Here is a 20,869-nt window from a genome sequence, read left to right on the forward strand (position 1 = left end):
TCACGAGGCGGCGACGCAGTACATCGCGCCGGTGCCGGCCGCGCCCGCGTCGGCGGGGCCCGCGCATCACGAGGCGGCGACGCAGTACATCGCGCCGGTGCCGGCCGCGCCCGCGTCGGCGGGGCCCGCGCATCACGAGGCGGCGACGCAGTACATCGCGCCCGTGCCGGCGGCGCCCGCGCAGGACGAGGGCGCCACCCAGTACATTCCGCCGGTGCCTGCCGCGACCGCGCACGACGAGGCCGCCACCCAGTACATCCCGCCCGTCACCGACGGGTTCGAGGCGCTGTTCCGCGGGGAAGGCGGTGACGCCGGCCACACCCAGCAGCTGCCGCCCGTCCAGGAGCCGGTGCTGCGACAGCCGCCGCCGCGCGGCTTTCCGCCGCGCGGGCAGCAGCCCGTACCGCCCCAGGGCCAGGGCCAGCCCCAGCAGTTCCAGCAGCACCCGCAGTACGCGCCGCCCCAGCCCCCGCCGGAGGCGCCCCGGCGCGTGCCGCCCGGCGTGATCGCCGCCGTCGTCATCGGCCTGGCCGTTGTCGGGCTCGGCGTCGGCGCGCTGCTCAGCGACGGCAAGGCGCAGAACAACGACCCCGGCGCGGCGGCCGCGACGCCGAGCGCCGGCAGCTCGGCCGCGGCGGCCGGCGAGGCGCCCGTGGATCCGGCCCGGTCCCAGGCCGTCCAGCTGGACAAGGTCCTCGCGGACAGCAACGACAGCCGCGCCACCGTGATCCGGGCCGTCGACGACATCAAGGGCTGCCGCAACCTCGGCCAGGCGGCGAACGACCTGCGCGACGCCGCCCGCCAGCGCGAGGAGCTCGTCACCCGCCTCCAGGACCTGAAGCTGGACCAGCTCCCCGACAACGCGAAGCTGACCGCCTCGCTCACCAAGGCCTGGCAGTCCTCCGCGGCCGCCGACAACAGCTACGCGGCCTGGGCGGACGACGCCGCCGGAGACAAGAAGGGCTGCAAGGACGGGCAGGCCAGGAACACCGGCAACGCCGCCAACGGCAACAGGGCGAGCGGCGAGGCGACGAAGGCGAAGGAGTCGGCCGCGACCCTGTGGAACGCGATCGCGGGCAAGTACGGCCTCACCAAGCGGGACAAGTCCCAGCTGTAGGCCGGAGCCGCCCCGCGCAGCGCCTACGCCGCACGGGGCGCCTGCTCCAGGGTCTGCGTCATGTCCATCGACTGCTCGCCCTGCTGGCCGACTAGCCGGCCCGCCTGGACGACCTGGAAGGTGACCCGCCCGTTCACCATGCGCGGGAAGCCGCTGACGGCGCGCATGTCCTTGTACCGCCAGCTGAGGTCCGGGGTCAGGCCGGCGGTCTTGACGGGCTCCGACTGGTTCAGCGAGCGGGCCACCTTGCGCGCAGTGACGTCCTCGCCGGACTTGAACCGCTTCAGGGTCTCGCTGAGCACGGTGTACGCGATCCAGGTGGTCTGCGTCCCGCTGTCGTCCGGGTCGACGGCGTCGTTGCCGAAGGCGTACTCGGAGATCACCTTCCGCATCGGCGCCCACAGCGGATCGGTCGACACCGGGTACCAGCTGGTGACGTACGCGCCCTCGAAGGGGCTCTCCCTGCCGCCGGTGCGGTCGACGACGGCCTGGCTGACACTGCCGAGGACCGAGGCGATCTGCGGGTTCTTGTGCTTGGCGTCCTCCCGGCGGAAGGCGTCGAAGAAGGTCTCCGTGCGCTCGCCGAGCACGGCCGTCACGCAGCCGCGGTCCTTGCCGCCGGAGGAGTTGGCGAGCGCCTCGCGGGCCTGCGCCTTGTAGTCCGCGGAGTCCTCTGCGGCCCGGATGTCGCTGGCCTCGGCCATGTTGTTGGCCTTGAGTCCGGCATTGAGCAGGACGGGCATGGAGTCACCGGCGAGGGTGTCCGGGCGGATGATGGCCACCTGGCTGCACGCCCGGCCCAGCTGGTGCCCGGCGCCGGCGAGGAGTACGGGCTGGCCGCCGTTGACGGGGTAGGAGAGGGTGCTCTGGAATTCCTCGGAGGAGACCCCGTACCCGCCGATGAAGGGGATGCCCTCGGCCTCCAGCGGGGCCATGAAGGCGCGTCCGTGCTGGCTGTACGAGCCCACGACCGCGACGGCCTTCTCGGCGATGGCCTTGCGGGCGCAGTCGGCGGCGCCGTTCGCCGTGTTCTTCTCGTTGCAGGTCAGTACGCGCAGTTTGTGGCCGTTGAGGCCGCCCTTGGAATTGACCCAGGCCTCATAGGCCTTGGCCATGCCGGGCATTCCGGGCATGTTGGTCGCCTTGGTGTCCTGCGGTGCGAACGTCATGACCGTGATGGTGTCCCCGGAGCCCCCCGGGCCTCCGGGGAGCACCCCGCATCCGGCGACGAGACACGCGCCCATCGCCGTTGCCGTCAAGGTGCGGGAGAGGGGAGCCGTGCGTCGCCATTCGGTCATGTCCATACACGCTTCCGTCCCACGGGTAACTGAAGTGTGAGATGGACACAACAAATGGTGACGTGAAGGTGAATTGCCAGGGCGTATTGCGCGCAGGCGCCTCAAGATCGCGCAAGCCGTGAACGTACGATCGAAAGCGTGACATTCGCCCAAGGTTCGAAGAACTCTTCCCGCCGCGGCGGCCGCTCCTCCACCATGGGCGGCATGCCCCTGAACGACATGCCGTGGTGGCGCTGGCGCAGCAACGTGCGCTCGGCGCTTCACATGCTCTCCGACCCGGTCTTCCACGAGGAGACCTGGCTCGCCGGCACCGAGGGGTACGGGGACGTCACCGACGCCGTGTACCGACTCGTCGAGGACACCTGGCTCGACAGCTGGTCCGCCGAGAAGTACGTCGGCACGATCTTCCGCGACTCCCAGGAGGCCGCGCTCGTGGACCTCGCGGTGCTGCGGGTGCTGCGGATCCTGCACGTGGTCGGGCCCGACGCCCCCGTCTCCGCCTTCCTGGAGCACCACGCCTGGCCCGAGGCGGTACGGGCCGCGCGCGAGGCGCACGTACGGCTGGCGACCGCGGATGGGGACGAACCGGACGCCCGGCCGCAGTCGCTGGAACTGCTGAGGATCCTGACCCGCGTGGTGTGAAAGGCTGTGGGGTCATGAGCGATGACCCGCAGCCCCAGGTGCCCCAGCAGTACGTATTGACCCTGTCATGCCCGGACAAGCAGGGCATCGTGCACGCCGTGTCCAGTTACCTGTTCATGACCGGATGCAACATCGAGGACAGCCGGCAGTTCGGCGACCACGACACCGGCCTCTTCTTCATGCGGGTCCACTTCTCGGCCGACTCTCCGGTGACGCTGGACAAGCTGCGGGCCAGCTTCGCCGCGATCGGGGACACGTTCCGGATGGACTGGCAGCTGCACCGCTCCGACGAGCGCATGCGGATCGTGCTGATGGTGTCGAAATTCGGGCACTGCCTGAACGACCTGCTGTTCCGTTCGAGCATCGGCGCGCTGCCGGTCGAGATCGCGGCAGTCGTCTCGAACCACACCGACTTCGCCGAGCTGGTCCGCTCGTACGGCATCCCCTTCCGGCACATCCCGGTGACGAAGGAGACGAAGGCGGCCGCGGAGGCACAGCTCCTGGAGCTGGTGCGGGCCGAGAACGTCGAGCTCGTCGTCCTGGCCCGGTACATGCAGGTGCTGTCGGACACCCTGTGCAAGGAGCTGAGCGGGCGGATCATCAACATCCACCACTCCTTCCTGCCCAGCTTCAAGGGCGCGAAGCCGTACCACCAGGCGCACGCGCGCGGCGTGAAGCTGATCGGTGCCACCGCGCACTACGTGACGGCCGACCTCGACGAGGGCCCGATCATCGAGCAGGAGGTCGAGCGGGTGGGGCACGAGGTGACCCCGGACCAGCTGGTCGCGATCGGCCGAGACGTGGAATGCCAGGCGCTGGCGCGCGCGGTGAAGTGGCACAGCGAGCACCGCGTGCTCCTGAACGGCACCCGCACGGTCGTCTTCGCCTAGCCCGGGGACTCCGCCCCTGTCCCGCCTGCCTCTCGGGCTCCGCCCGGCAGCTTCAGCCCCGCCGGCGGGGCTGAAGCGGCGGGGCCCGCAGTCGGGGCCTAGAGGCGGCTCAGGGAGGCGGCCGCGAACAGGACGTCGCGGATGGCCTCGCGGTCGCCGTGCTGGCCGACGGCCGCCTCCTCCGGGGAGATGTGGCCCGCGGCCAGCTGGCAGAACTCGGCGCCGTCCAGCGCGATCCGCGCCACCGTGTGCTCCGGCGACGGTTTCGCCGCCGGGGAGTCCAGGGCGATGTCCCAGCTGCCGCCGCCCGCACCCTCGATCTCCAGGTGCAGGGTCCGGCCCGGTGCACCCGCCGCGACCAGACTCCGGGCCGGGGCCGCCAGGCCCGCCCGGCGCCGGTGGGCCAGCGCACTCGGCAGCAGCCGCGCCGCCAGGTCGATCATCCGGTTCAGATGGGGCCCCGACGGCGGGTCGTACGGATAGTCCACCGCCTCCGCGATGTCCCACGCGTGCACCCAGCACTCGAAGGCCCGCTCCAGGAACGCGTCCCCGAGCGGCAGCGCGAACGCCCCGTAGTCCACCGCCAGTTCCCCCACGCCGCGCCCTGCGAACGACACCGTCCGCACCAGCGTGTGGCCCTGCTCCCGCCACGGCTCGCGGATCTGCCGGGTGATGGGCTGCGCGGCGGAGCTCCAGTAGTGCTCCGTACGGCCCGTCGCGCCCGACGGGGCCTCCGGGCCCAGCGGGTCGTCCAGGCCCAGCGCTGTCGCGATCATCCCGTCCACCGTGAGCAGGTGCCCGATCACCCCGGCCACCGTGGTCCGGCGCGACTGCCGCCGCTCCTCCTCGAACCACTTCAACCGGACCGGGGTCTGCCACTCCGAGTCGCCGAAGTCCCGCAGCAGCGCGTCGAGCCGCGCGGTCTCCGTGTCGTACGGGTTCGCCCACACCGGCACCGGGATCCGGGCCGGCCGCTTGCCGAGGCAGTCCTCCAGCACCCGCGACCGCAGCAGCGGCTTGAGGTCCAGGCTCTCCTCCGGGTGCAGCAGCCCCACCGCGTCGCGCAGCCGCAGCGCCTCCTCCGCGCAGGGCGCGCACTCGGTGAGGTGGTCCTCCACCGCCTCGGTCTCCTCGGCGGAGCACGCCGCGAGCGCCCACGCGCCGAGCAGGGACTTCAGCACGGCATGCGAACGCGGCGGCGGGGGCGGCTGGGGCGGGGGCGGCGGCTCGGGCAGCGGCTCGGGCGCGTGCCGCGGATCGAGGTCGTCGGCGGCTCCGCGCGGACCCGGTATGCGCGCCGGACCGCCGGGGCGCTGCTCCTCGTAGCCGTCGGCGGGGCCGTTCATCGGGGCGTTCCATATCCGGGCGGGCCGTATCCGGGCGGAGCGGCGTCCTCCTGCGGGAGGGCGTTGGCGGTCGACAGCAGCTGGAGCCCCAGGCGCAGCCGGCGCCGGGCCTCGTCCTCGCTGATCTGGAGGTCGGCGGCGGCCTGTCGGTAGTCGCGGCGCTTGAAGTACGCGAGTTCCAGCGCGGCCCGCAGCGGGGCGGGCATGGACGTGACGATGTAGTCCGCGCGGGCGGCGGCGCTGGCGCTGCGCACCTTCTGTTCGAGCTCCTCGCGCGAGCCGCGGCCCAGTTCGGCCTGGCGCAGGCGGGCCACGGCCTGGCCCTGGGTGACGCGGGCGACCCAGGACCGCATGGAGCCCTGCTTCGGGTCGTACGCGTCCGGGTTCTCCCAGATGTAGCCGAACACTTCGCGGGTGATCCGGTCCGCCGCCTTCTCGTCGCCGAGGACCCGGTGCGCCAGGCTGTGCACGAGCGAGGCGAAGCGGTCGTACAGCTCTCCGAGCGCGGCGGCCTCGCCGCGGGCGAGGCGCTGCTGCATGCGGCGGTCCCAGCGCGGTGGTACGTCCTTCGGCATAACTGCCCCCAGCCGTGTGTCGACGCATCGAATGTAATGGGCACAGGCGTGTTCGCGCCCGTTTTGGGGGAAGCCGGCCCTGGAAGAGTGCCCTGCGTGATACGCCCACCGCGGGGTGTGAACCGCGGGGAAGTGCACGGCACAAGGGCACAGGTGTACGCGCCCCGCCGCGCTCCCCGTGCGCGGGTTCGATGCGGCCAACTGCTTGACGACTTCGCTTAACGCGCAGGCCACATAGGCCGTACGCTCCTGCCTTGTCTTGAACTGAACTCCACCGCACATGTGAAGGCGGAAGCCGAATATGGACAGCGCAGAATACGAGCGCAAGATCGCCGCCCGATTCGCCACCTTCGACCAGGACGGGAACGGATATATCGACCGCGAGGACTTCAGCGCGGCCGCGAAGGCGGTGCTGGCCGAATTCGGCACCACCGCGCGGTCGGACAAGGGGCAGGCCGTCTTCGCGGGCGCGGAGGCGTTCTGGCAGGGGATGGCCGGGATCGCGGACGTCGACGGGGACCAGCGGGTGACCCGGGAGGAGTTCATCACCGGGGCGGCGAAGCGGCTGCGGGACAACCCGCAGCGGTTCGCGGAGATCGCGCGGCCGTTCCTGCGAGCGGTGATCGCGGTGGCGGACGAGGACGGCGGCGGCGCGACCCCGGCGGCGGCGACCCGCGTCCTGCGCGTCCTGGGCACCCCGGCCGAACTGGCCGGCCAGGTGGCGACGGCCCTGGACGGCGACGGCGACGGCCGCATCTCGGAGGACGAGATCCTGTCGGCGTTCGCGGGCTACTGCGGTGTCGAGGCCCCGGACGCGTAGTGCGCACCTCCCCGGACACCGTGCGGCCGGTGCGCCGCACGGTGTTCTGCCCGGCTGCCGGCCGTCGGCTCGGCCGCGGTCACGGGAGAAGGAACGGCGGATCATTCAACCGACGTGAAGCGTTCGCGGAGTTTGTACTTCAGGACCTTGCGGAGGGCGTCGTTGCGGGGGAGGGCGTCGACCAGTTCCAGTTGTTCGGGGAGTTTGTGGGGGGACAGGCCCTGGGCGCGGAGGTGGGCCGTCAGCTGCGGCAGGGTCAGGGGGGTCGCGCCCGGTGGCTGTTCCACCACCGCGCAGACGCGTTCGCCGCGTTCCGGGTCGGGCAGGCCGATCACGGCCACGTCGCCGATGCCGGGGAGCAGGTGCAGCAGGTCCTCGATCTCCTTCGCGGAGATGTTCTCGCCCTTGCGGATGATCACGTCCTTGCTGCGGCCGGTGAGGACGAGGTAGCCGTCCCGCGTCAGGTGGCCGAGGTCGCCGGTGATCAGGTAGCCGTCGGCGTCGAAGACCTCGGCCGGGCGGTCGCGGTTCAGGTAGCCCTGGCAGACCGCCTCGCCGCGCAGCCGGACCTCGCCGTCCGTGTCCGGGGGCAGGACCTCGCCGTCCGGCGTCGTGATGCGGATCGACATGCCGGCCGGGGGGCGGCCCTCCGTCGTGGCGAGGCGCTCCGGGGTGTCGTCCGGGGCGCCCATGGTGATCATCGGGACCTCGGTCATGCCGTACCCGTGGGTCAGCTGGCAGCCCAGTTCGCGGACGACGGCGTGGTAGATCTCCGGCGGCTTCGGGGCGCCGCCGCCTGCGAGGAGGCGCAGGGTGGGGATGAGGGGAACGTCCGGGTTCTTGCGCTGTTCCGCGAGGAACATGGAGTAGAAGGCCGTCGAGCCGCCCGCCACCGTGACCCCGTGGCGCCGGTAGCCGTCCAGTGCGCCCGGCATCGCGAACTTCTCGAACAGCACCGCCGGGAATCCGTACAGCAGGAGCATCACCGTGTAGTCGGGGCCCGCGATGTGCGCGAAGGGGAAGGCCATCGAGCCGACGTCGGTCCGGCTCAGGTGCAGGGCGTGGGCCAGGCAGGAGCCGCCCGCGATCAGTGAGCGGTCGGTGTGCAGGACGCCCTTGGGGTCCGAGGTGGTGCCGGAGGTCCAGTAGATCCACCGTACGGAGGTCCCCTCGCCGGGCGGCGGCGGGAGCGCGGCGGGGTCCCCGTCGGGGAGGTCGCCGGGCTCGTACACGCGGAAGACGCCGCGTGCGCCGAGCCGCTCGGCCATCGCCGTGTGGTCGAAGCCCCGCCAGGCGCCCGGGACGGCGAAGAACCCGGCCTTGGACTCGCGCAGCGCGAAGCCCACCTCGCGGTCCCGGTAGAAGGGGATCACCGGGGTCTGGACGGCACCGATCCGGGCCAGCGCGAGGGAGAGCAGGACCGTCTCGATGCGGGTGGGCAGCTGCCAGGCGACGACCGTGCCCGGCCGTACGCCCATCCCGTACAGCCCCGCCGCGACCCGCTCGGAGCGCTCGCGCAGCTCGGCGAAGGTGAGCGTGCGGTCGTCGGCGGGGTCGTCGGCCGCCTCGATCAGCACCGTGGCGCCGGGGGTCAGCGCGGCCCGCCGGACGATCAGCTCCCACAGGGTGGCGGACCGGCCCAGCCGTATCGCGGTGTCCGTGCCGTGTGCGCCGTCCGTGTGGTCCGTGCCGTCCGTGGCGTCCGTGGTGTCCGGCATCCCGGGCCTCCCCTTGGCTGGCTGACGGTTAGTCAGATCAGGCGGAGAGTGTAGGGCTCCGGCGCTTGTCGGTCCAGGGGTGGCGGGGCTAGCTTGTTTCTGACGATCCATCAGATTCATTCGGCTTGCGGCGAGGGGACACCATGGAACTGCCTCGGATCATCAGCGTCGACGACCATGTCATCGAACCCGCGCACCTCTTCGACGTCTGGCTGCCGGCCAAGTACCGCGACCGCGGGCCCAAGGCGCTCACCGCCGGCATCGGCGAGCTCGAATACACGGGCGGCAAGTACGTGATCTCCATGGACCCCGACGGCCCGCCGGCCGACTGGTGGATCTACGAGGACCTGAAGTTCCCGTACAAGCGCAACATCGCCGCCGTCGGCTTCGACCGCGACGACATGACCCTGGAGGGCATCACCCGCGAGGAGATGCGCCGCGGCTGCTGGGACCCCAAGGCGCGCCTCGCCGACATGGACCTCAACCACGTCGAGGCCTCCCTCTGCTTCCCGACCTTCCCCCGCTTCTGCGGCCAGACCTTCGCCGAGGCCCAGGACAAGGAAGTGGCCCTCGCCTGCGTGCGCGCCTACAACGACTGGATGGTCGAGGAGTGGTGCGGCGACAGCGGCGGCCGACTGATCCCGCTGTGCATCATCCCGCTCTGGGACATCGGCCTGGCGGTCGCAGAGATCCGCCGCAACGCCGCCCGCGGGGTCCGCGCCGTGACCTTCTCCGAGATCCCGACCTACCTGGGGCTGCCCTCCATCCACTCCGGGTACTGGGACCCCTTCTTCGCCGTGTGCCAGGAGACCGGGACCGTCGTCAACATGCACATCGGGTCCAGCTCCCAGATGCCCGCCGCCTCGCCCGACGCACCGCCCGCCGTCCAGGCCTCGCTCAGCTTCAACAACGCCATGGCCTCGATGATGGACTTCCTCTTCTCCGGGGTCCTGGTCAGGTTCCCGGCCCTCAAGCTCGCGTACAGCGAAGGCCAGATGGGCTGGATCCCGTACGCCCTGGAACGCGCCGACGACGTGTGGCGGGAGCACCGCGCCTGGGGCGGGGTCCGCGGCCTGATCCCCGAGCCGCCGTCCACGTACTACTACCGGCAGATCTTCTGCTGCTTCTTCCGCGACAAGCACGGCATCGCCTCGCTCGACGTCGTCGGCCGTGACAACGCCACCTTCGAGACCGACTACCCGCACGTGGACTCGACCTTCCCGCACACCAAGGAGGTCGCTCTCGACCACGTGAAGGGACTCGACGAGGAGACGGTCCACAAGCTGATGCGCGGCAACGCCATCCGCATGCTCGGCCTGGACCTCGCCTGATGGACCTCACGTACACCGAGGAGGAGCAGGAGTTCCGGGCCCGACTGCGCGCCTGGCTCGCCGAAGCGCTCCCCGAGCTGCCCGCCAGGCCGTCCCCCGACGACTGGCCGGCCCGGCGCGCGTACGACGCCGGCTGGCAGCGCAGGCTGTACGACGCCGGGTACGCCGGGCTGCACTGGCCCGTGGACGCGGGCGGGCGCGGGGCCACCCCCACCCAGCACCTGATCTTCCTGGAGGAGACCGAGCGCGCCGGAGCCCCCTACGTCGGCGCCAACTTCGTCGGACTGCTGCACGCCGGCCCGACCATCGCCGCCGAGGGCACCGCGGCGCAGCGGGCGCGCTGGCTGCCGCCCGTACTGCGCGGGGACGAGATGTGGTGCCAGGGGTTCAGCGAGCCCGGCGCGGGCTCCGACCTGGCCGCGCTGCGCACGCGCGCCGTGCGCGACGGCGACGACTACGTGGTCACCGGCTCGAAGACCTGGACCTCGCACGCGGAGGTCGCCGACTGGTGCGAACTGCTCGTACGGACGGAGCCCGTCGGCGAGGCCACCCCGAAACACCGGGGCATCTCCTGGCTCGCCATGCCGATGGACGCCCCCGGGGTCACGGTCCGGCCGCTGCGCACCCTCGCCGGGTCCACGGAGTTCGCGGAGATGTTCCTCGACGAGGTACGGATCCCGGTGGGGAACCGGGTCGGCGCGGAGAACGACGGCTGGCGCGTCACCATGGTCACCCTCTCCTTCGAGCGGGGGACGGCCTTCGTCGGCGAGGTCGTCGCCTGCCGCCGCACCCTGGGCGAGCTCGCGCGCACCGCCAAGGCGAACGGCCGCTGGGACGACCCGGTGCTGCGGCGCCGGCTCGGCCGGCTGTACGGGGAGTTCGGCGCCCTGTGGCGGCTCACCCAGTGGAACGTCAGCGAGGCCGGGCACTGCGGCGGGGTGCCCGGCGTCGGCGGCTCCGTCTTCAAGCTCGCCTACTCGCACGCGCGGCAGGAGCTGTACGACACCGCCGCCGAGGTGCTGGGTGCGCAGTCCCTCGTGCTGGACGAGGAATGGGTGCCGGACCGGCTCTCGTCCCTCTCGTACACCATCGCGGCGGGCACCTCCCAGATCCAGCGGAACATCGTCGCCGAGCGGATCCTCGGCCTCCCGAAGGGCCGGTGAGGGCCGTGGACTTCCGGCTGACCGACGAGCAGAGCGACCTGCGGGCCGGCGTACGGAACCTGCTGGCGGGGCGGTACGGGCGCGAGGCGCTGCGGGCCTCGGTGGACTCCGGCGGGGCCCTGGACCGGGGGCTGTGGCGGGAGCTCGGCGAGGCCGGGTTCTTCGCGCTGCGGCTCCCGGAGGCGGACGGCGGGGTCGGGCTCGGGCTTCCGGAGGCGGTCCTCGTCTTCGAGGAGGCCGGGCGGGCACTGCTGCCGGGGCCGCTGGTCGCCACGCACCTGGCGGCCGGGACGGTCCCGGGGGCGGCGGCGGGGACCGCGGTGGTCACCGCGTTCGACCTGGGCGGACTGCTGGTGGCCCACCTCGCGGAGGCGGACGCGGTGCTCGGCGCGCCGTTGCTCCCCGCGGGCGAGCCGGTGCGCTCGGCGGACCCGCTCACGCCCCTGCACCGGGCAGCCGCGCCTGGGAACGCGGGTGACGCCCTCGGCCCGTACCGCGACGAGGGCGCGCTGCTGACGGCCGCCCTCCAGGCCGGCAGCGCGCTGCGCACGGTGGAGCTGGCGGTGCGGTACGCCCGGGAGCGCGAGCAGTTCGGGCAGCCGATCGGGGCCTTCCAGGCGGTCAAGCACCTGTGTGCGCAGATGCTGGTGCGGGCGGAGCTGGCCCGTACGGCGGTCTACGCGGCGGCGGTGACGGCGGATCCGGCGGAGGCGGCCGGGGCCAAGCTGCTGGCCGACGAGGCCGCCGTACGCAACGCCCGGGACTGCCTCCAGGTGCACGGCGGGATGGGTTTCACCTGGGAGGCCGACGTCCACCTGCACCTCAAACGGGCCTGGGTGCGGGCCGAGCAGTGGCGCACGGCGGGGGAGGCGGAGGAACTGCTCGCGGCGGAGCTGCTGGCCGCCGCGGAGTAGCTCGCTGTCACGGAACGGGGCACGGCCGGGACGACGCGGGACGCATGTCCGATTACAGAGAGTTGATATCGGTTTGTGTCCTTGGCTCCGCTCATTGCGGCCCGGAGTCGGGGGCCTGCTCCGGTACGCTCCCGGGAATGCAAGCGGTTGAGCAGCGCGAGCGACGCGCAGTATGCACCACGCCTACTCCTTCGCGCTGGAATATGCCCGAAGCGCTTGTTGTGGTGACTGTATGTCAACCATGCTGCTCCGCAAGGGGATCACATTCGGTGATCCCGCCCTGTCGCGAGGCGAAGTGTCCGCCGGTTCGGATGGTGTGAGCGGTGCAGGTGCTTCAGGTTCAGCTGGAGGTAGGACCGGATCCCGCCGAGGTGGGCCGGGCCCGCCGCTGGGCGCGGTCCCGGCTGGCGGGGTCGGGCATAGGGGACGACGAACCGCTCGCCGAGACGCTGATCCTGCTGATCTCCGAGCTGGTCACCAACGCGGTCGTGCACACCGGCTGTCCGGCCGTCCTGCGGATGCTCTTCGGCGAGCCGGGCGTACGGGTCGAAGTCGCCGACGCCAGCGACCGCGGACCGGCCCGGCGGCAGGCCGCCGGGGACGACACGGGCGGGCGCGGCCTGGAGCTGGTGGACGGACTGGCCGACCGCTGGGGCTGGCAGCGCGAAGGCGCGGGCAAGCGGATCTGGTGCGAGGTCGACCGCGCCGGCAAGGCCGACGACCGCGCGGCGGAGCGCACCGACGGTTCGAACAGGGTGTGCGGGATGACGCGGGAACCGCGCGTGTACCTCTAACGAGGTGTTGACGGTTCGTCAACTGTTGATCACCCTTGTACTGAGCGATTCGTCGCGAGGGGACGCCAAGGGCAGACCTTGACGAGTGCGGGTCGTGGGGTGGCGGCTGCCGTGCCGCGCTCGGGGTGCGCACGACCGTACGCCGCCACCCGCAGGCCCGACCGCACCAGGGGCTGGTCGTCGGCGAGCAGGACGCGGGTGCCGCTCATTCCTTCTCCTTCCTTTCGAGGGGCTCTTCCGGGTGTTCCAGCGGCAGCCCGGCCGCCACCCGGAAGCCGCCACCCGGCCGCGGCCCGGCCCCGAACCGGCCGTTCAGCAGGGCGGCACGCTCCCGCATGCCCGTGATGCCGAACCCGGTGCCGGCCGGGCTGCCTTCCGGGGCGGCCCGCCCGTCGTCGGTGATCTCCAGGGCCAGTTCCTCCCGCCCGTACGCGATCTCCACCCGGCAGCCGTCGGCCTGTGCGTGCCGGACCACGTTGGTCAGCGCCTCCTGCACGATGCGGAACGCGGCCAGCTCGATGTCGGACGGCAGCGGCCGCCGTTCCCCCGACCACACCACCTCCACCCGTACGCCGGCGTCGCCGGTCGTGGTCGAGGCGAGCTGCTCGATGCCGTTCAGCCCCGGCAAGGGCGCCGGCGACGCGGGCTCGCTGCGGCGCAGCGCGACCAGCGTGCGGCGCAGGGCGGCGAGGTCTCGCGGCTGGTCGCCTCGATGGCCCGCAGGGAGTCGCGGGCCTGCGCGGGCTGCGTCTCGATGACCCGGCTGCCGACCCCGGCCTGGATGGCGATGACGCCGATGCTATGGGCGACCATGTCGTGCAACTCGCGGGCGATGCGGAGCCGCTCGTCGGTGAGTGCCTGCTCGGTGGCGCGGGCGTGCGCCTGCGCGGCGGACTCGCGGCCGCGCCGCACGGAGTCCCCGATCAGCCAGGCGAGGACGACGAGGGGCAGCTGGCTCTGGGCCGGGACGCGGGCGGAGCAGGTCGCGGGCTGGGCGAACTGGAGCGTGAGCAGCAGCAGGACGGTGATGCCCACGGCCGACAGGGTCACCCGGCGCGACCGGGTTGCCGCGACCACCCCGAGCGCCACCGCGGCGGGCAGCACCACGGCGATCGTGAGCCCGGGCGTGCGGCCGAGGAAGATCACGAGGCAGGCGTCGAAGATCATCAGGAGCAGGGTGGTGAGCGGTGCCCGCCGCAGCAGGAGGGCGGCGGTCACCAGCCCGGTGATCGCGAGGAGATGCCCCACGTCGAAGAAGCGGCTCCCGGGGCCGAGGGGGACGCGCAGCGCGATGTTCGACAGCGCGAGGGTGCCCAGTGCGGCGCCCGCCCAGAGGGCCGCGGTCTGCCACTGCAACGCCGTCCGTCCCCCGCTCGTCTGCCCTGATGAGGTGTCCATGCCGCGACCCTAACGACCGTACGCGGCACCGGCGTCGGCCTGCGGGATGCATCCCGCAGGGGGGTACGGGGCCCGGTGATCATGAAGGATTCCGCTTCGAGGACAATCGAGGGCGAACCGACATTACTCATCAGTAGGAGCAGGCGCGTTGAACCAGGACGACAGGCGTCGCCAGGCCGAGGAATTCCTGCAGCCCGACGAGCAGTTGATCGCTCTCTGTGTCTGCGAACCGGGTCCGGGTGTGCCGGGCCCGCCGGAGCGCCTGCTCGCGCCGCCGGAGCCGGCGGCGCTCAGCCGGCGGATCGAGGAGAAGTTCCAGCGCCCCCTCCAGCAGCTGTTCAAGGCCCGCGCACACGACCAGGGCCGGTCCGGTCCGGCCGCCCGGGCGGATGCCGAGGCCGTCCACGGGGGCGGAGAGCCGCACGGCAAGAGCATGGAGGGCGGCTGGCAGAGCGCGGCCGGTCACTTCCTGATCAGCCGCGCCAACGCACGTGGCTCGGCGACGGACGTCCTCGTCGTGACGGACCGGCGCTGGTTCGGCCTGACGGACGTCTCGCCGCTGTGGCACTCGACACCCGAGATGAAGCAGTACTGGGAGGTCCCGCGATCGGCGATCACCGTCGTCCGTGCGAACGCGAGCGGCATGCTCCAGAAGGGCCGTATGGACATCGAGTTCGCCGACCTCTCCTGGGTCGCAGTCGTCGCGCTCTCCCCCGCCCAGGCCCCCCTCTTCGCGGCAGCCGCAGCCCGCTACCGCTAGTCCCGCCGAGCCGCGGCGTCGGTGACGTGTCGGGGGCTGTCGGTCCGATGTCGGTGCGGGCAGGCACCTTTCCAGAGTCGGGTGTCCATCCGGCAATGGGTTCGGGAAAGGTGTTTCTCGTGCATGACGTGGTGATCGTGGGGGCCGGCCCGGTCGGTCTGTTCCTCGCCTGCGAGCTCGGCCTCGCGGGCTGCTCTGTCCTGGTACTCGAACGGGAGCCGGGGCCCGGCGCCCCGTTGAAGGCGCAGCCGCTCGGGATGCGGGGGCTGTCCGGTGCGTCGGCCGAGGCGTTCTACCGCCGCGGCGTGCTGAGCCCGCTGCTGGAGGCCTCCGGCGTCCGCCCGGGCGAGCTGCCATTCCCCCTTCGTGGCGGCCACTTCGCCGGCATGATGCTCGATCCGGCCCAGGTCGACGTCGCCGCCCTGCCGTTCCGGCTGCCCGGCCCGGTGCCGGAGGCCGTGTTGACCAGCCTCGAAGCGGTCGAGACGGTGCTGTCCGAGCATGCGTCCAAGGTCGGCGTGGAAGTCCGGCGCGGCGTCACGGTCTCGGGCATCGCCCAGAACGACGAGAGCGTGGTGGCGCGAGCCGGCGCGCAGGAGTACACGGCGCGCTGGCTCGTCGGCTGCGATGGCGGACGCAGTGCGGTGCGCGGGCTCGCCGGATTCGGCTTCGCGGGCACCGGGCCGCAGTTCACCGGCTACATCATGCACGCCGCCGTCGCCGATCCCGAGAAGCTGCGCCCCGGCTTCAACCTGACGCCGACGGGCATGTACATCCGGATGCCCGCGGAAGGGCACATCGGCATGATGGACTTCGACGGCGGTGCGTTCGACCGCTCGCAGCAGCCGACCCGTGACCATCTCCAGGCGGTGCTGCGCCGCGTGTCCGGCACCGACGTGACGCTGGGAGACGTCCGTATCGCCACGACCTTCACCGACAGGGCGATGCAGGCGACCACCTACCGGCAGGGCCGCGTCCTGCTCGCGGGCGACGCCGCCCACATCCATTCCCCGCTCGGCGGGCAGGGGCTCAACACCGGCATCGGCGACGCCGTGAACCTGGGGTGGAAGCTCGCGGCGACCGTGCACGGGTACGCGCCGGACGGGCTTCTCGACACGTACGCCGACGAGCGCCGTCCGGTCGGCGCATGGGTGCTCGACTGGACGCGCGCCCAGGTGGCGGCGATGCGCCCGGACCCGCACGGACGCGCGATCCAAGGGGTGTTGCGGGACCTGATCGGGACCCGTGACGGAGCGACCTACGTGTTCCAGAAGCTGTCGGGAGCATGGATCCGCTACGACCTCGGCAGCGAGCATCCGCTGGTCGGCCGCAGCGCCCCGGACCTCTGTCTTGAGGACGGCACGCGCCTCGGCGACCTGTTGCGGGACGGACGGGGTGTCGCGCTCGATTTCAGCGACGGCCGGCTCCTGCAGGATTCGGCGATGGGCTGGGAGAGCCGGATACGGTATGCGGCCGGGCCGGCGGAGAACGACCTCGGGCTGGGCGCCGTGCTGGTCCGGCCGGACGGCGTCGTCGCCTGGGCGGGCGATCGATGCCCTGACCGTGAAGGGTTCGGGCGGGCCGCCGAGCGTTGGTTCGGCAGCCCGGACACCCTCTGACCCGGTGCCCCGGCCGGCGGGCCGGGGCAACCGCCGCCCGTGCTCGGGCGGGCTGCTCCGGTGCGGTGGCGGTGATCACCGATGAGGGGTGGACGGCCCCTCCGTACCCCGCCCCTGCAGGCCGAATCGGGCCGTACGGCTGAATGCGCTCAGAGGACGGCCACCGGCGCGACCGGGGTGCCCACCCCTCCGACGAAGGGCTCCGGCATGGCCGAGAGCAGGAAGCGGTACCGGTTTTCTTCTGCACAGGCTGTGGACAACTTTTCGAGGTTCCAGTTCTGACCCTGGTGCATGCCCATCTCGACCAGGTCCAGAGCGTGCACCGGCAGCCACAGGTTGTCGATCTCCGGAGGGAAGATCTCGAAGGTCAGGGTGTCATTGGCGACGGCCGCCACGTCCCGTGCGTGGAACCATTCGGGCGTACGGACGGACAGTCCGGGCGAGGGGAAGCCGTAGCCGTGCTTGTCGCCCGCCAGGTAGACCTGGATCTGCCCGGTCCGGACCAGGACGATGTCGCCCGCCCGGACCGCGACCCCGCCGAACTCCTCCGCCTGCGCCAGATCCTCGGGGGTCACCGCGTGTCCGCCGGGCAGCCGGTCCAGCCCCTTCGCGCGAGCCACGTCCAGCAGCACGCCGCGCGAGACGATGTGTCCGGCCTTGTCGATGCCGCTGAACTCGGACCGCCCGTGCGCCGTGACGGTGCCCGCCGGGCGGCCGTTGTAGATCTTCCCCGAGTGCGAGACGTGCGTGAGCGCGTCCCAGTGTGTTCCGGCCTGGAGCCCCATGGTCACGGCGTCGTCGCTGCACGCCACCGTGCCCGGCCCGAAGAGCTCCTGGTTGATCTGCACCATCGTGTGCAGCGGGTTGATCCGGCCGGGGATCAGGCCGGCCTGGACCCCGTCCTCCTTGAGCGGGAGCGCGAGCGGGATCCGGCGGCCCGAGCGGACCTCCGCCGCGGCCGCCCGGACGACCTCGTCGGTGATCAGGTTCAGGGTGCCGATCTCGTCGCCGGCGCCCCAGCGGCCCCAGTTGTTGACGCGCTTGGCGATGTCGTGGAACTCGGGGGGCATGCCCATGGCCTCATCGGCTCCTTGTCGCTGACAGATGTGAACGGGGGCTTGTGCAGGCGCATCTGACTGCCCATAGAATCTAACGGTCCGTCAGAAACCGCGGGAAGGGGTCGGGCGTGGGGAACTTCTTGGCAGGCAAGGTCGTGGCGGTCACCGGCGCGGGCCGGGGCATCGGACGGGCCGTGGCGCTCGCCGCCGCCGCGGAGGGCGCCAAGGTCGTCGTCAACGACTACGGAGTCGGCATCGGGGGCGGCGAGCCCACCAGCGAGATCGCCGAAGCCGTGGTGAAGGAGATCACCGCGGCCGGCGGCGAGGCCGTCGCCGTCGCCGACGACATCTCCACCATGGCGGGCGGCCAGCGCATCGTCGATACCGCCCTCGCGCAGTACGGCCGCATCGACGGCGTCGTCTGCGTCGCCGGCATCCTGCGCGAGCGGATGCTGTTCAACATGTCCGAAGAGGAGTGGGACCCCGTCGTCGCCACCCACCTCAAGGGCACCTTCACCGTCTTCCGCGCCGCGTCCTCCGTCATGCGCCGCCAGGGCTCCGGCACCCTCATCGGCTTCACCAGCGGAAACCACCAGGGCTCCGTCGCCCAGGCCAACTACAGCGCCGCCAAGGGCGGGATCATCTCCCTCGTCCGCTCCGCCGCGCTCGGCCTGGCCAAGTACGGGGTCACCGCCAACGCCGTCGCACCCGTCGCCCGCACCCGCATGTCGGCGAACGTCCCCATGGAGCTCAAGGAGATCGGCGAACCGGAGGACGTCGCCGCCCTGGTGACCTACCTCCTCTCCGACAAGGCCGTCGCCGTCGGCGGCGAGAAGATCACCGGGCAGGTCTACACGATCGCCGGCCCGAAGATCGCCGTCTGGGCGCAGCCGCGCGAACTGCGCGCCGGCTACGCCGAGGGCTCCTGGACCCCCGGGAAGATCGCCGACTTCCTGCCCGGGACGGTGGGCACCGACCCGATGCCGATGCTCGCGCAGCTGGAGGCCATGGCCAAGGCGGCGGCCGCCAAGGACCGCCCCAACGCGTAGGGGAGCCCCGACGACATGGACTTCAGCTTCGGCGCCGAGGACGAGGAACTGCGCGCCCGCGCCCGAGCCTGGCTCACCGAGCACCTCGTGGGCCCGTACGCGCAGGTCCTCGGCCTCGGCGGGCCCGGCAGCGAGCACGAGGGGGTCGACGGCCGGCGCGCATGGGAGCGCGAACTCGGCCGCGGCGGCTGGATCGGCCAGGGCTGGGAGGCCGGCGGATACGGCAACCGGCGGCTCTCCCTCACCGGCCAGGTCGTCTGGGCCGAGGAGTATGCGGCGCTGCGCGCCCCCGGCCGGGTCGGCCACATCGGTGAGAACCTCCTCGCGCCGACCCTGATCGCGTACGGGTCCGAGGAGCAGCGGGACCGCTTCCTGCCGGGCATAGCGCGCGGCGAGGAGCTGTGGTGCCAGGGCTACAGCGAGCCGGGCGCCGGCTCCGACCTCGCGGGGATCCGTACGACGGCGGTACGGGACACCGCCGATGGGCAGCTGCGCGTCACCGGGCAGAAGATCTGGACCTCCCTGGCCCGCGACGCCGACTGGTGCTTCGTCCTGGCCCGCACCGAGCCCGGCTCCCGGCGCCACCACGGGCTGTCCTTCCTGCTCGTACGGATGGACCAGCCGGGACGGGTCGACGTCCGGCCGATCCGCCAGATGTCGGGGACCTCGGAGTTCAACGAGGTGTTCTTCGACGGGGCGGTGGCGGCGGAGGCCGTCGGCGGGGAGGGCAACGGCTGGACCGTGGCCATGGGGCTGCTCGCCCTCGAACGCGGGGTCTCCACCCTGGTCCAGCAGATCGGGTTCGCGGCGGAGCTGGAACGCGTCCTGGCCGCCCACGCGGCCACGGGCGCAGGGGACCCCGTACTGCGCGAACACCTCGTACGGCAGTGGGCCGAGCTGCGCACCATGCGCTGGAACGCCCTGCGGACGCTCGGCACCTCCGGCGATCCGGGCGCCCCGAGCACGGCCAAGCTGCTGTGGGGCGGCTGGCACCGGCGGCTCGGCGAACTGGCGGTGGCCGTGCGCGGAGCCGCAGCCTCGGCCGGGCCGGCGGACTGGGCGCCCGGCCTCCCGTACGAGCACGGACTCGACGAGGAGCAGCGCCTGTTCCTGTTCACCCGCGCCGACACGATCTACGGCGGCTCGGACGAGATCCAGCGGAACATCATCGCCGAGCGGGTGCTCGGCCTGCCAAAGGAGCCCAGGTGAGAGGCGTCGTGTTCGACGGCAAGCAGGCCCAGGTGGTCGAGGATCTGGAGATCCGCGACCCCGGTCCTGGGGAGGTGCTGGTCGCGATCGAGGCGGCCGGACTGTGCCACAGCGACCTGTCGGTGATCGACGGGACGATCCCGTTCCCGCCGCCGGTGGTGCTCGGGCACGAGGGCGCGGGGGTGGTGGAGGCGGTCGGGGCCGGAGTCACGCACGTGGCGCCGGGCGATCACGTCTCCCTGTCGACCCTGGCGAACTGCGGGGCCTGCGCGGACTGCGACCGGGGACGCCCGACCATGTGCCGCAAGGCGATCGGGATGCCGGGACAGCCGTTCTCAAGGGGCGGGAAGCCGCTGTTCCAGTTCGCCTCCAACTCGGCGTTCGCGGAACGGACGATCGTCAAGGCCGTCCAGGCGGTGAAGATCCCGGACGGCATCCCGCCGACGTCGGCGGCGCTCATCGGCTGCGGTGTCCTGACCGGCGTGGGGGCCGTACTGAACCGGGCCCGGGTCGGCCACGGCGAGTCCGTGGTCGTCATCGGCACGGGCGGCATCGGCCTCAACGTGCTCCAGGGCGCCCGGATCGCCGGCGCGACCGCCATCGTGGCGGTGGACGCGAACCCGGCGAAGGAAGCCGTGGCCCGGCAGTTCGGCGCCACGCACTTCATCGACGCCTCGGCCGTGGCGGACTCCTCGGCGGCGGTCCGCGAGATCCTGCCGACGGGCGCCGACCACGCCTTCGAGTGCGTGGGCAACGTCAAGCTGATCCGCCAGGCCGTCGACCTCCTGGACCGGCACGGACAGGCGGTCCTGCTGGGCGTGCCCGGCTTCAAGGAGGAGGCGTCGTTCCAGGTCTCGTCCATGTACCTGGACAAGACCATCATGGGCTGCCGGTACGGGTCCTCACGCCCGCAGCGGGACATCGCCCTGTACGCCGAGCTCTACCGGCAGGGCCGGCTGCTGCTCGACGAACTCGTCACGGAGGTCTACCCGGTCGAGGACTTCGCCAAGGCCGTGGACGACGCCCGGCACGGGCGGGTGGCCCGCGGAGTGCTGACCTTCTGACTCCGGCGCCCCCGGCGGTCGGCCACCGCAAGCGCCGGGACCGCGCCTGCCGGCGGGATCATGTGACGGTGTGATCACCGGACTGCGCGTGGCCTACGATCACC

21 protein-coding genes are annotated in these 20,869 nt (G+C 72.3%); 13 read left to right on the top strand and 8 right to left on the bottom strand.

Annotated features, from left to right (window positions below):
- Positions 1–1,117, top strand: a 1,117-nt coding sequence (locus ABTY04_RS07845) for a hypothetical protein (protein WP_352212454.1), incomplete at its 5' end; no start/stop codon positions are given.
- 23 nt (positions 1,118–1,140) lie between these two features.
- On the opposite strand, the gene ABTY04_RS07850 is transcribed toward ABTY04_RS07845, so the two are convergent.
- Positions 1,141–2,415 carry an ABC transporter substrate-binding protein gene (locus tag ABTY04_RS07850; RefSeq protein WP_352212637.1) on the bottom strand — a complete coding sequence of 425 codons (1,275 nt, stop codon included), beginning with the start codon at positions 2,413–2,415 and terminating at the stop codon, positions 1,141–1,143.
- A gap of 195 nt (positions 2,416–2,610) precedes the next feature.
- Between ABTY04_RS07850 and ABTY04_RS07855 the strand changes: the two genes are divergently transcribed.
- Positions 2,611–3,057 carry an SCO4402 family protein gene (locus ABTY04_RS07855; RefSeq protein WP_352212638.1) on the top strand — a complete coding sequence of 149 codons (447 nt, stop codon included), beginning with the start codon at positions 2,611–2,613 and terminating at the stop codon, positions 3,055–3,057.
- Positions 3,058–3,071: 14 nt separating this feature from the next.
- Positions 3,072–3,947 carry a formyltetrahydrofolate deformylase gene (purU, locus tag ABTY04_RS07860; protein WP_352212455.1) on the top strand — a complete coding sequence of 292 codons (876 nt, stop codon included), beginning with the start codon at positions 3,072–3,074 and terminating at the stop codon, positions 3,945–3,947.
- Positions 3,948–4,045: 98 nt separating this feature from the next.
- Here the strand turns inward: purU and ABTY04_RS07865 are convergent, their stop codons facing one another.
- Together ABTY04_RS07865 and ABTY04_RS07870 are read right to left on the bottom strand one after the other, a co-directional pair.
- Positions 4,046–5,293: a zf-HC2 domain-containing protein gene (locus ABTY04_RS07865; protein ID WP_352212456.1), complete on the bottom strand. Its 1,248-nt coding sequence runs from the start codon at positions 5,291–5,293 to the stop codon at positions 4,046–4,048.
- The gene (locus ABTY04_RS07870; RefSeq protein ID WP_352212457.1) at positions 5,290–5,868 is read right to left on the bottom strand and encodes a sigma-70 family RNA polymerase sigma factor; all 579 of its coding nucleotides are present in this window, start codon (positions 5,866–5,868) and stop codon (positions 5,290–5,292) included. The genes ABTY04_RS07865 and ABTY04_RS07870 overlap by 4 nt, the downstream gene beginning before the upstream one ends.
- A 301-nt stretch (positions 5,869–6,169) precedes the next feature.
- Here ABTY04_RS07870 and ABTY04_RS07875 point away from each other — a divergent pair, with 301 nt between their 5' ends.
- Positions 6,170–6,688, top strand: a complete 519-nt coding sequence (locus ABTY04_RS07875) for an EF-hand domain-containing protein (protein ID WP_352212458.1) — start codon at positions 6,170–6,172, stop codon at positions 6,686–6,688.
- Positions 6,689–6,789: 101 nt separating this feature from the next.
- On the opposite strand, the gene ABTY04_RS07880 is transcribed toward ABTY04_RS07875, so the two are convergent.
- Positions 6,790–8,406: a class I adenylate-forming enzyme family protein gene (locus ABTY04_RS07880; RefSeq protein ID WP_352212459.1), complete on the bottom strand. Its 1,617-nt coding sequence runs from the start codon at positions 8,404–8,406 to the stop codon at positions 6,790–6,792.
- A 143-nt stretch (positions 8,407–8,549) separates the two neighbouring features.
- Between ABTY04_RS07880 and ABTY04_RS07885 the strand changes: the two genes are divergently transcribed.
- The 4 genes from ABTY04_RS07885 to ABTY04_RS07900 all read left to right on the top strand — a co-directional run bounded on the left by ABTY04_RS07885 (position 8,550) and on the right by ABTY04_RS07900 (position 12,608).
- Positions 8,550–9,737, top strand: coding sequence for an amidohydrolase family protein (locus ABTY04_RS07885; RefSeq protein ID WP_352212460.1), 1,188 nt, complete (start codon positions 8,550–8,552; stop codon positions 9,735–9,737).
- Positions 9,737–10,900 carry an acyl-CoA dehydrogenase family protein gene (locus ABTY04_RS07890; RefSeq protein WP_352212461.1) on the top strand — a complete coding sequence of 388 codons (1,164 nt, stop codon included), beginning with the start codon at positions 9,737–9,739 and terminating at the stop codon, positions 10,898–10,900. Before ABTY04_RS07885 ends, ABTY04_RS07890 begins: the two co-directional genes overlap by 1 nt.
- 5 nt (positions 10,901–10,905) lie before the next feature.
- On the top strand, positions 10,906–11,814 hold the full coding sequence (locus tag ABTY04_RS07895; protein WP_352212462.1) for an acyl-CoA dehydrogenase family protein: 909 nt from the start codon (positions 10,906–10,908) through the stop codon (positions 11,812–11,814).
- 323 nt (positions 11,815–12,137) lie between these two features.
- Complete coding sequence (locus ABTY04_RS07900; RefSeq protein WP_352212463.1) at positions 12,138–12,608, top strand: ATP-binding protein; 471 nt, start codon at positions 12,138–12,140, stop codon at positions 12,606–12,608.
- Positions 12,609–12,637: 29 nt separating this feature from the next.
- Here ABTY04_RS07900 and ABTY04_RS07905 read toward each other — a convergent pair whose 3' ends face one another.
- The 3 genes from ABTY04_RS07905 to ABTY04_RS07915 are packed head-to-tail and all read right to left on the bottom strand — an operon-like array spanning position 12,638 to position 14,006.
- On the bottom strand, positions 12,638–12,817 hold the full coding sequence (locus ABTY04_RS07905; protein WP_352212464.1) for a hypothetical protein: 180 nt from the start codon (positions 12,815–12,817) through the stop codon (positions 12,638–12,640).
- On the bottom strand, positions 12,814–13,236 hold the full coding sequence (locus ABTY04_RS07910) for a sensor histidine kinase (protein ID WP_352212465.1): 423 nt from the start codon (positions 13,234–13,236) through the stop codon (positions 12,814–12,816). The genes ABTY04_RS07905 and ABTY04_RS07910 overlap by 4 nt, the downstream gene beginning before the upstream one ends.
- A complete protein-coding gene (locus tag ABTY04_RS07915) occupies positions 13,224–14,006 on the bottom strand; it encodes a histidine kinase (RefSeq protein ID WP_352212466.1) in 783 nt (260 codons plus the stop codon). Before ABTY04_RS07915 ends, ABTY04_RS07910 begins: the two co-directional genes overlap by 13 nt.
- A gap of 148 nt (positions 14,007–14,154) precedes the next feature.
- Between ABTY04_RS07915 and ABTY04_RS07920 the strand changes: the two genes are divergently transcribed.
- Positions 14,155–14,766 (top strand): hypothetical protein, encoded by a 612-nt coding sequence (locus tag ABTY04_RS07920; RefSeq protein ID WP_352212467.1) that lies wholly within the window; start codon positions 14,155–14,157, stop codon positions 14,764–14,766.
- Between the two features lie 119 nt (positions 14,767–14,885).
- The gene (locus ABTY04_RS07925) at positions 14,886–16,385 is read left to right on the top strand and encodes an FAD-dependent monooxygenase (RefSeq protein ID WP_352212468.1); all 1,500 of its coding nucleotides are present in this window, start codon (positions 14,886–14,888) and stop codon (positions 16,383–16,385) included.
- A gap of 149 nt (positions 16,386–16,534) precedes the next feature.
- Here ABTY04_RS07925 and ABTY04_RS07930 read toward each other — a convergent pair whose 3' ends face one another.
- Positions 16,535–17,461 carry a cyclase family protein gene (locus ABTY04_RS07930; protein WP_352212469.1) on the bottom strand — a complete coding sequence of 309 codons (927 nt, stop codon included), beginning with the start codon at positions 17,459–17,461 and terminating at the stop codon, positions 16,535–16,537.
- Between the two features lie 110 nt (positions 17,462–17,571).
- On the opposite strand from ABTY04_RS07930, the gene ABTY04_RS07935 reads away from it, so the two are divergent.
- Genes ABTY04_RS07935 through ABTY04_RS07945 form a run of 3 tightly spaced genes read left to right on the top strand, consistent with a single transcriptional unit; the run spans position 17,572 to position 20,765 of the window.
- Positions 17,572–18,492, top strand: a complete 921-nt coding sequence (locus ABTY04_RS07935) for an SDR family NAD(P)-dependent oxidoreductase (RefSeq protein ID WP_352212470.1) — start codon at positions 17,572–17,574, stop codon at positions 18,490–18,492.
- 15 nt (positions 18,493–18,507) lie between these two features.
- Positions 18,508–19,701 carry an acyl-CoA dehydrogenase family protein gene (locus ABTY04_RS07940; RefSeq protein ID WP_352212471.1) on the top strand — a complete coding sequence of 398 codons (1,194 nt, stop codon included), beginning with the start codon at positions 18,508–18,510 and terminating at the stop codon, positions 19,699–19,701.
- Positions 19,698–20,765: a Zn-dependent alcohol dehydrogenase gene (locus ABTY04_RS07945; RefSeq protein ID WP_352212472.1), complete on the top strand. Its 1,068-nt coding sequence runs from the start codon at positions 19,698–19,700 to the stop codon at positions 20,763–20,765. Before ABTY04_RS07940 ends, ABTY04_RS07945 begins: the two co-directional genes overlap by 4 nt.
- Positions 20,766–20,869 lie beyond the last annotated feature (104 nt).

It is taken from the genome of Streptomyces sp. NPDC097981, assembly GCF_040302565.1.
Classification (GTDB): Bacteria; Actinomycetota; Actinomycetes; order Streptomycetales; family Streptomycetaceae; genus Streptomyces.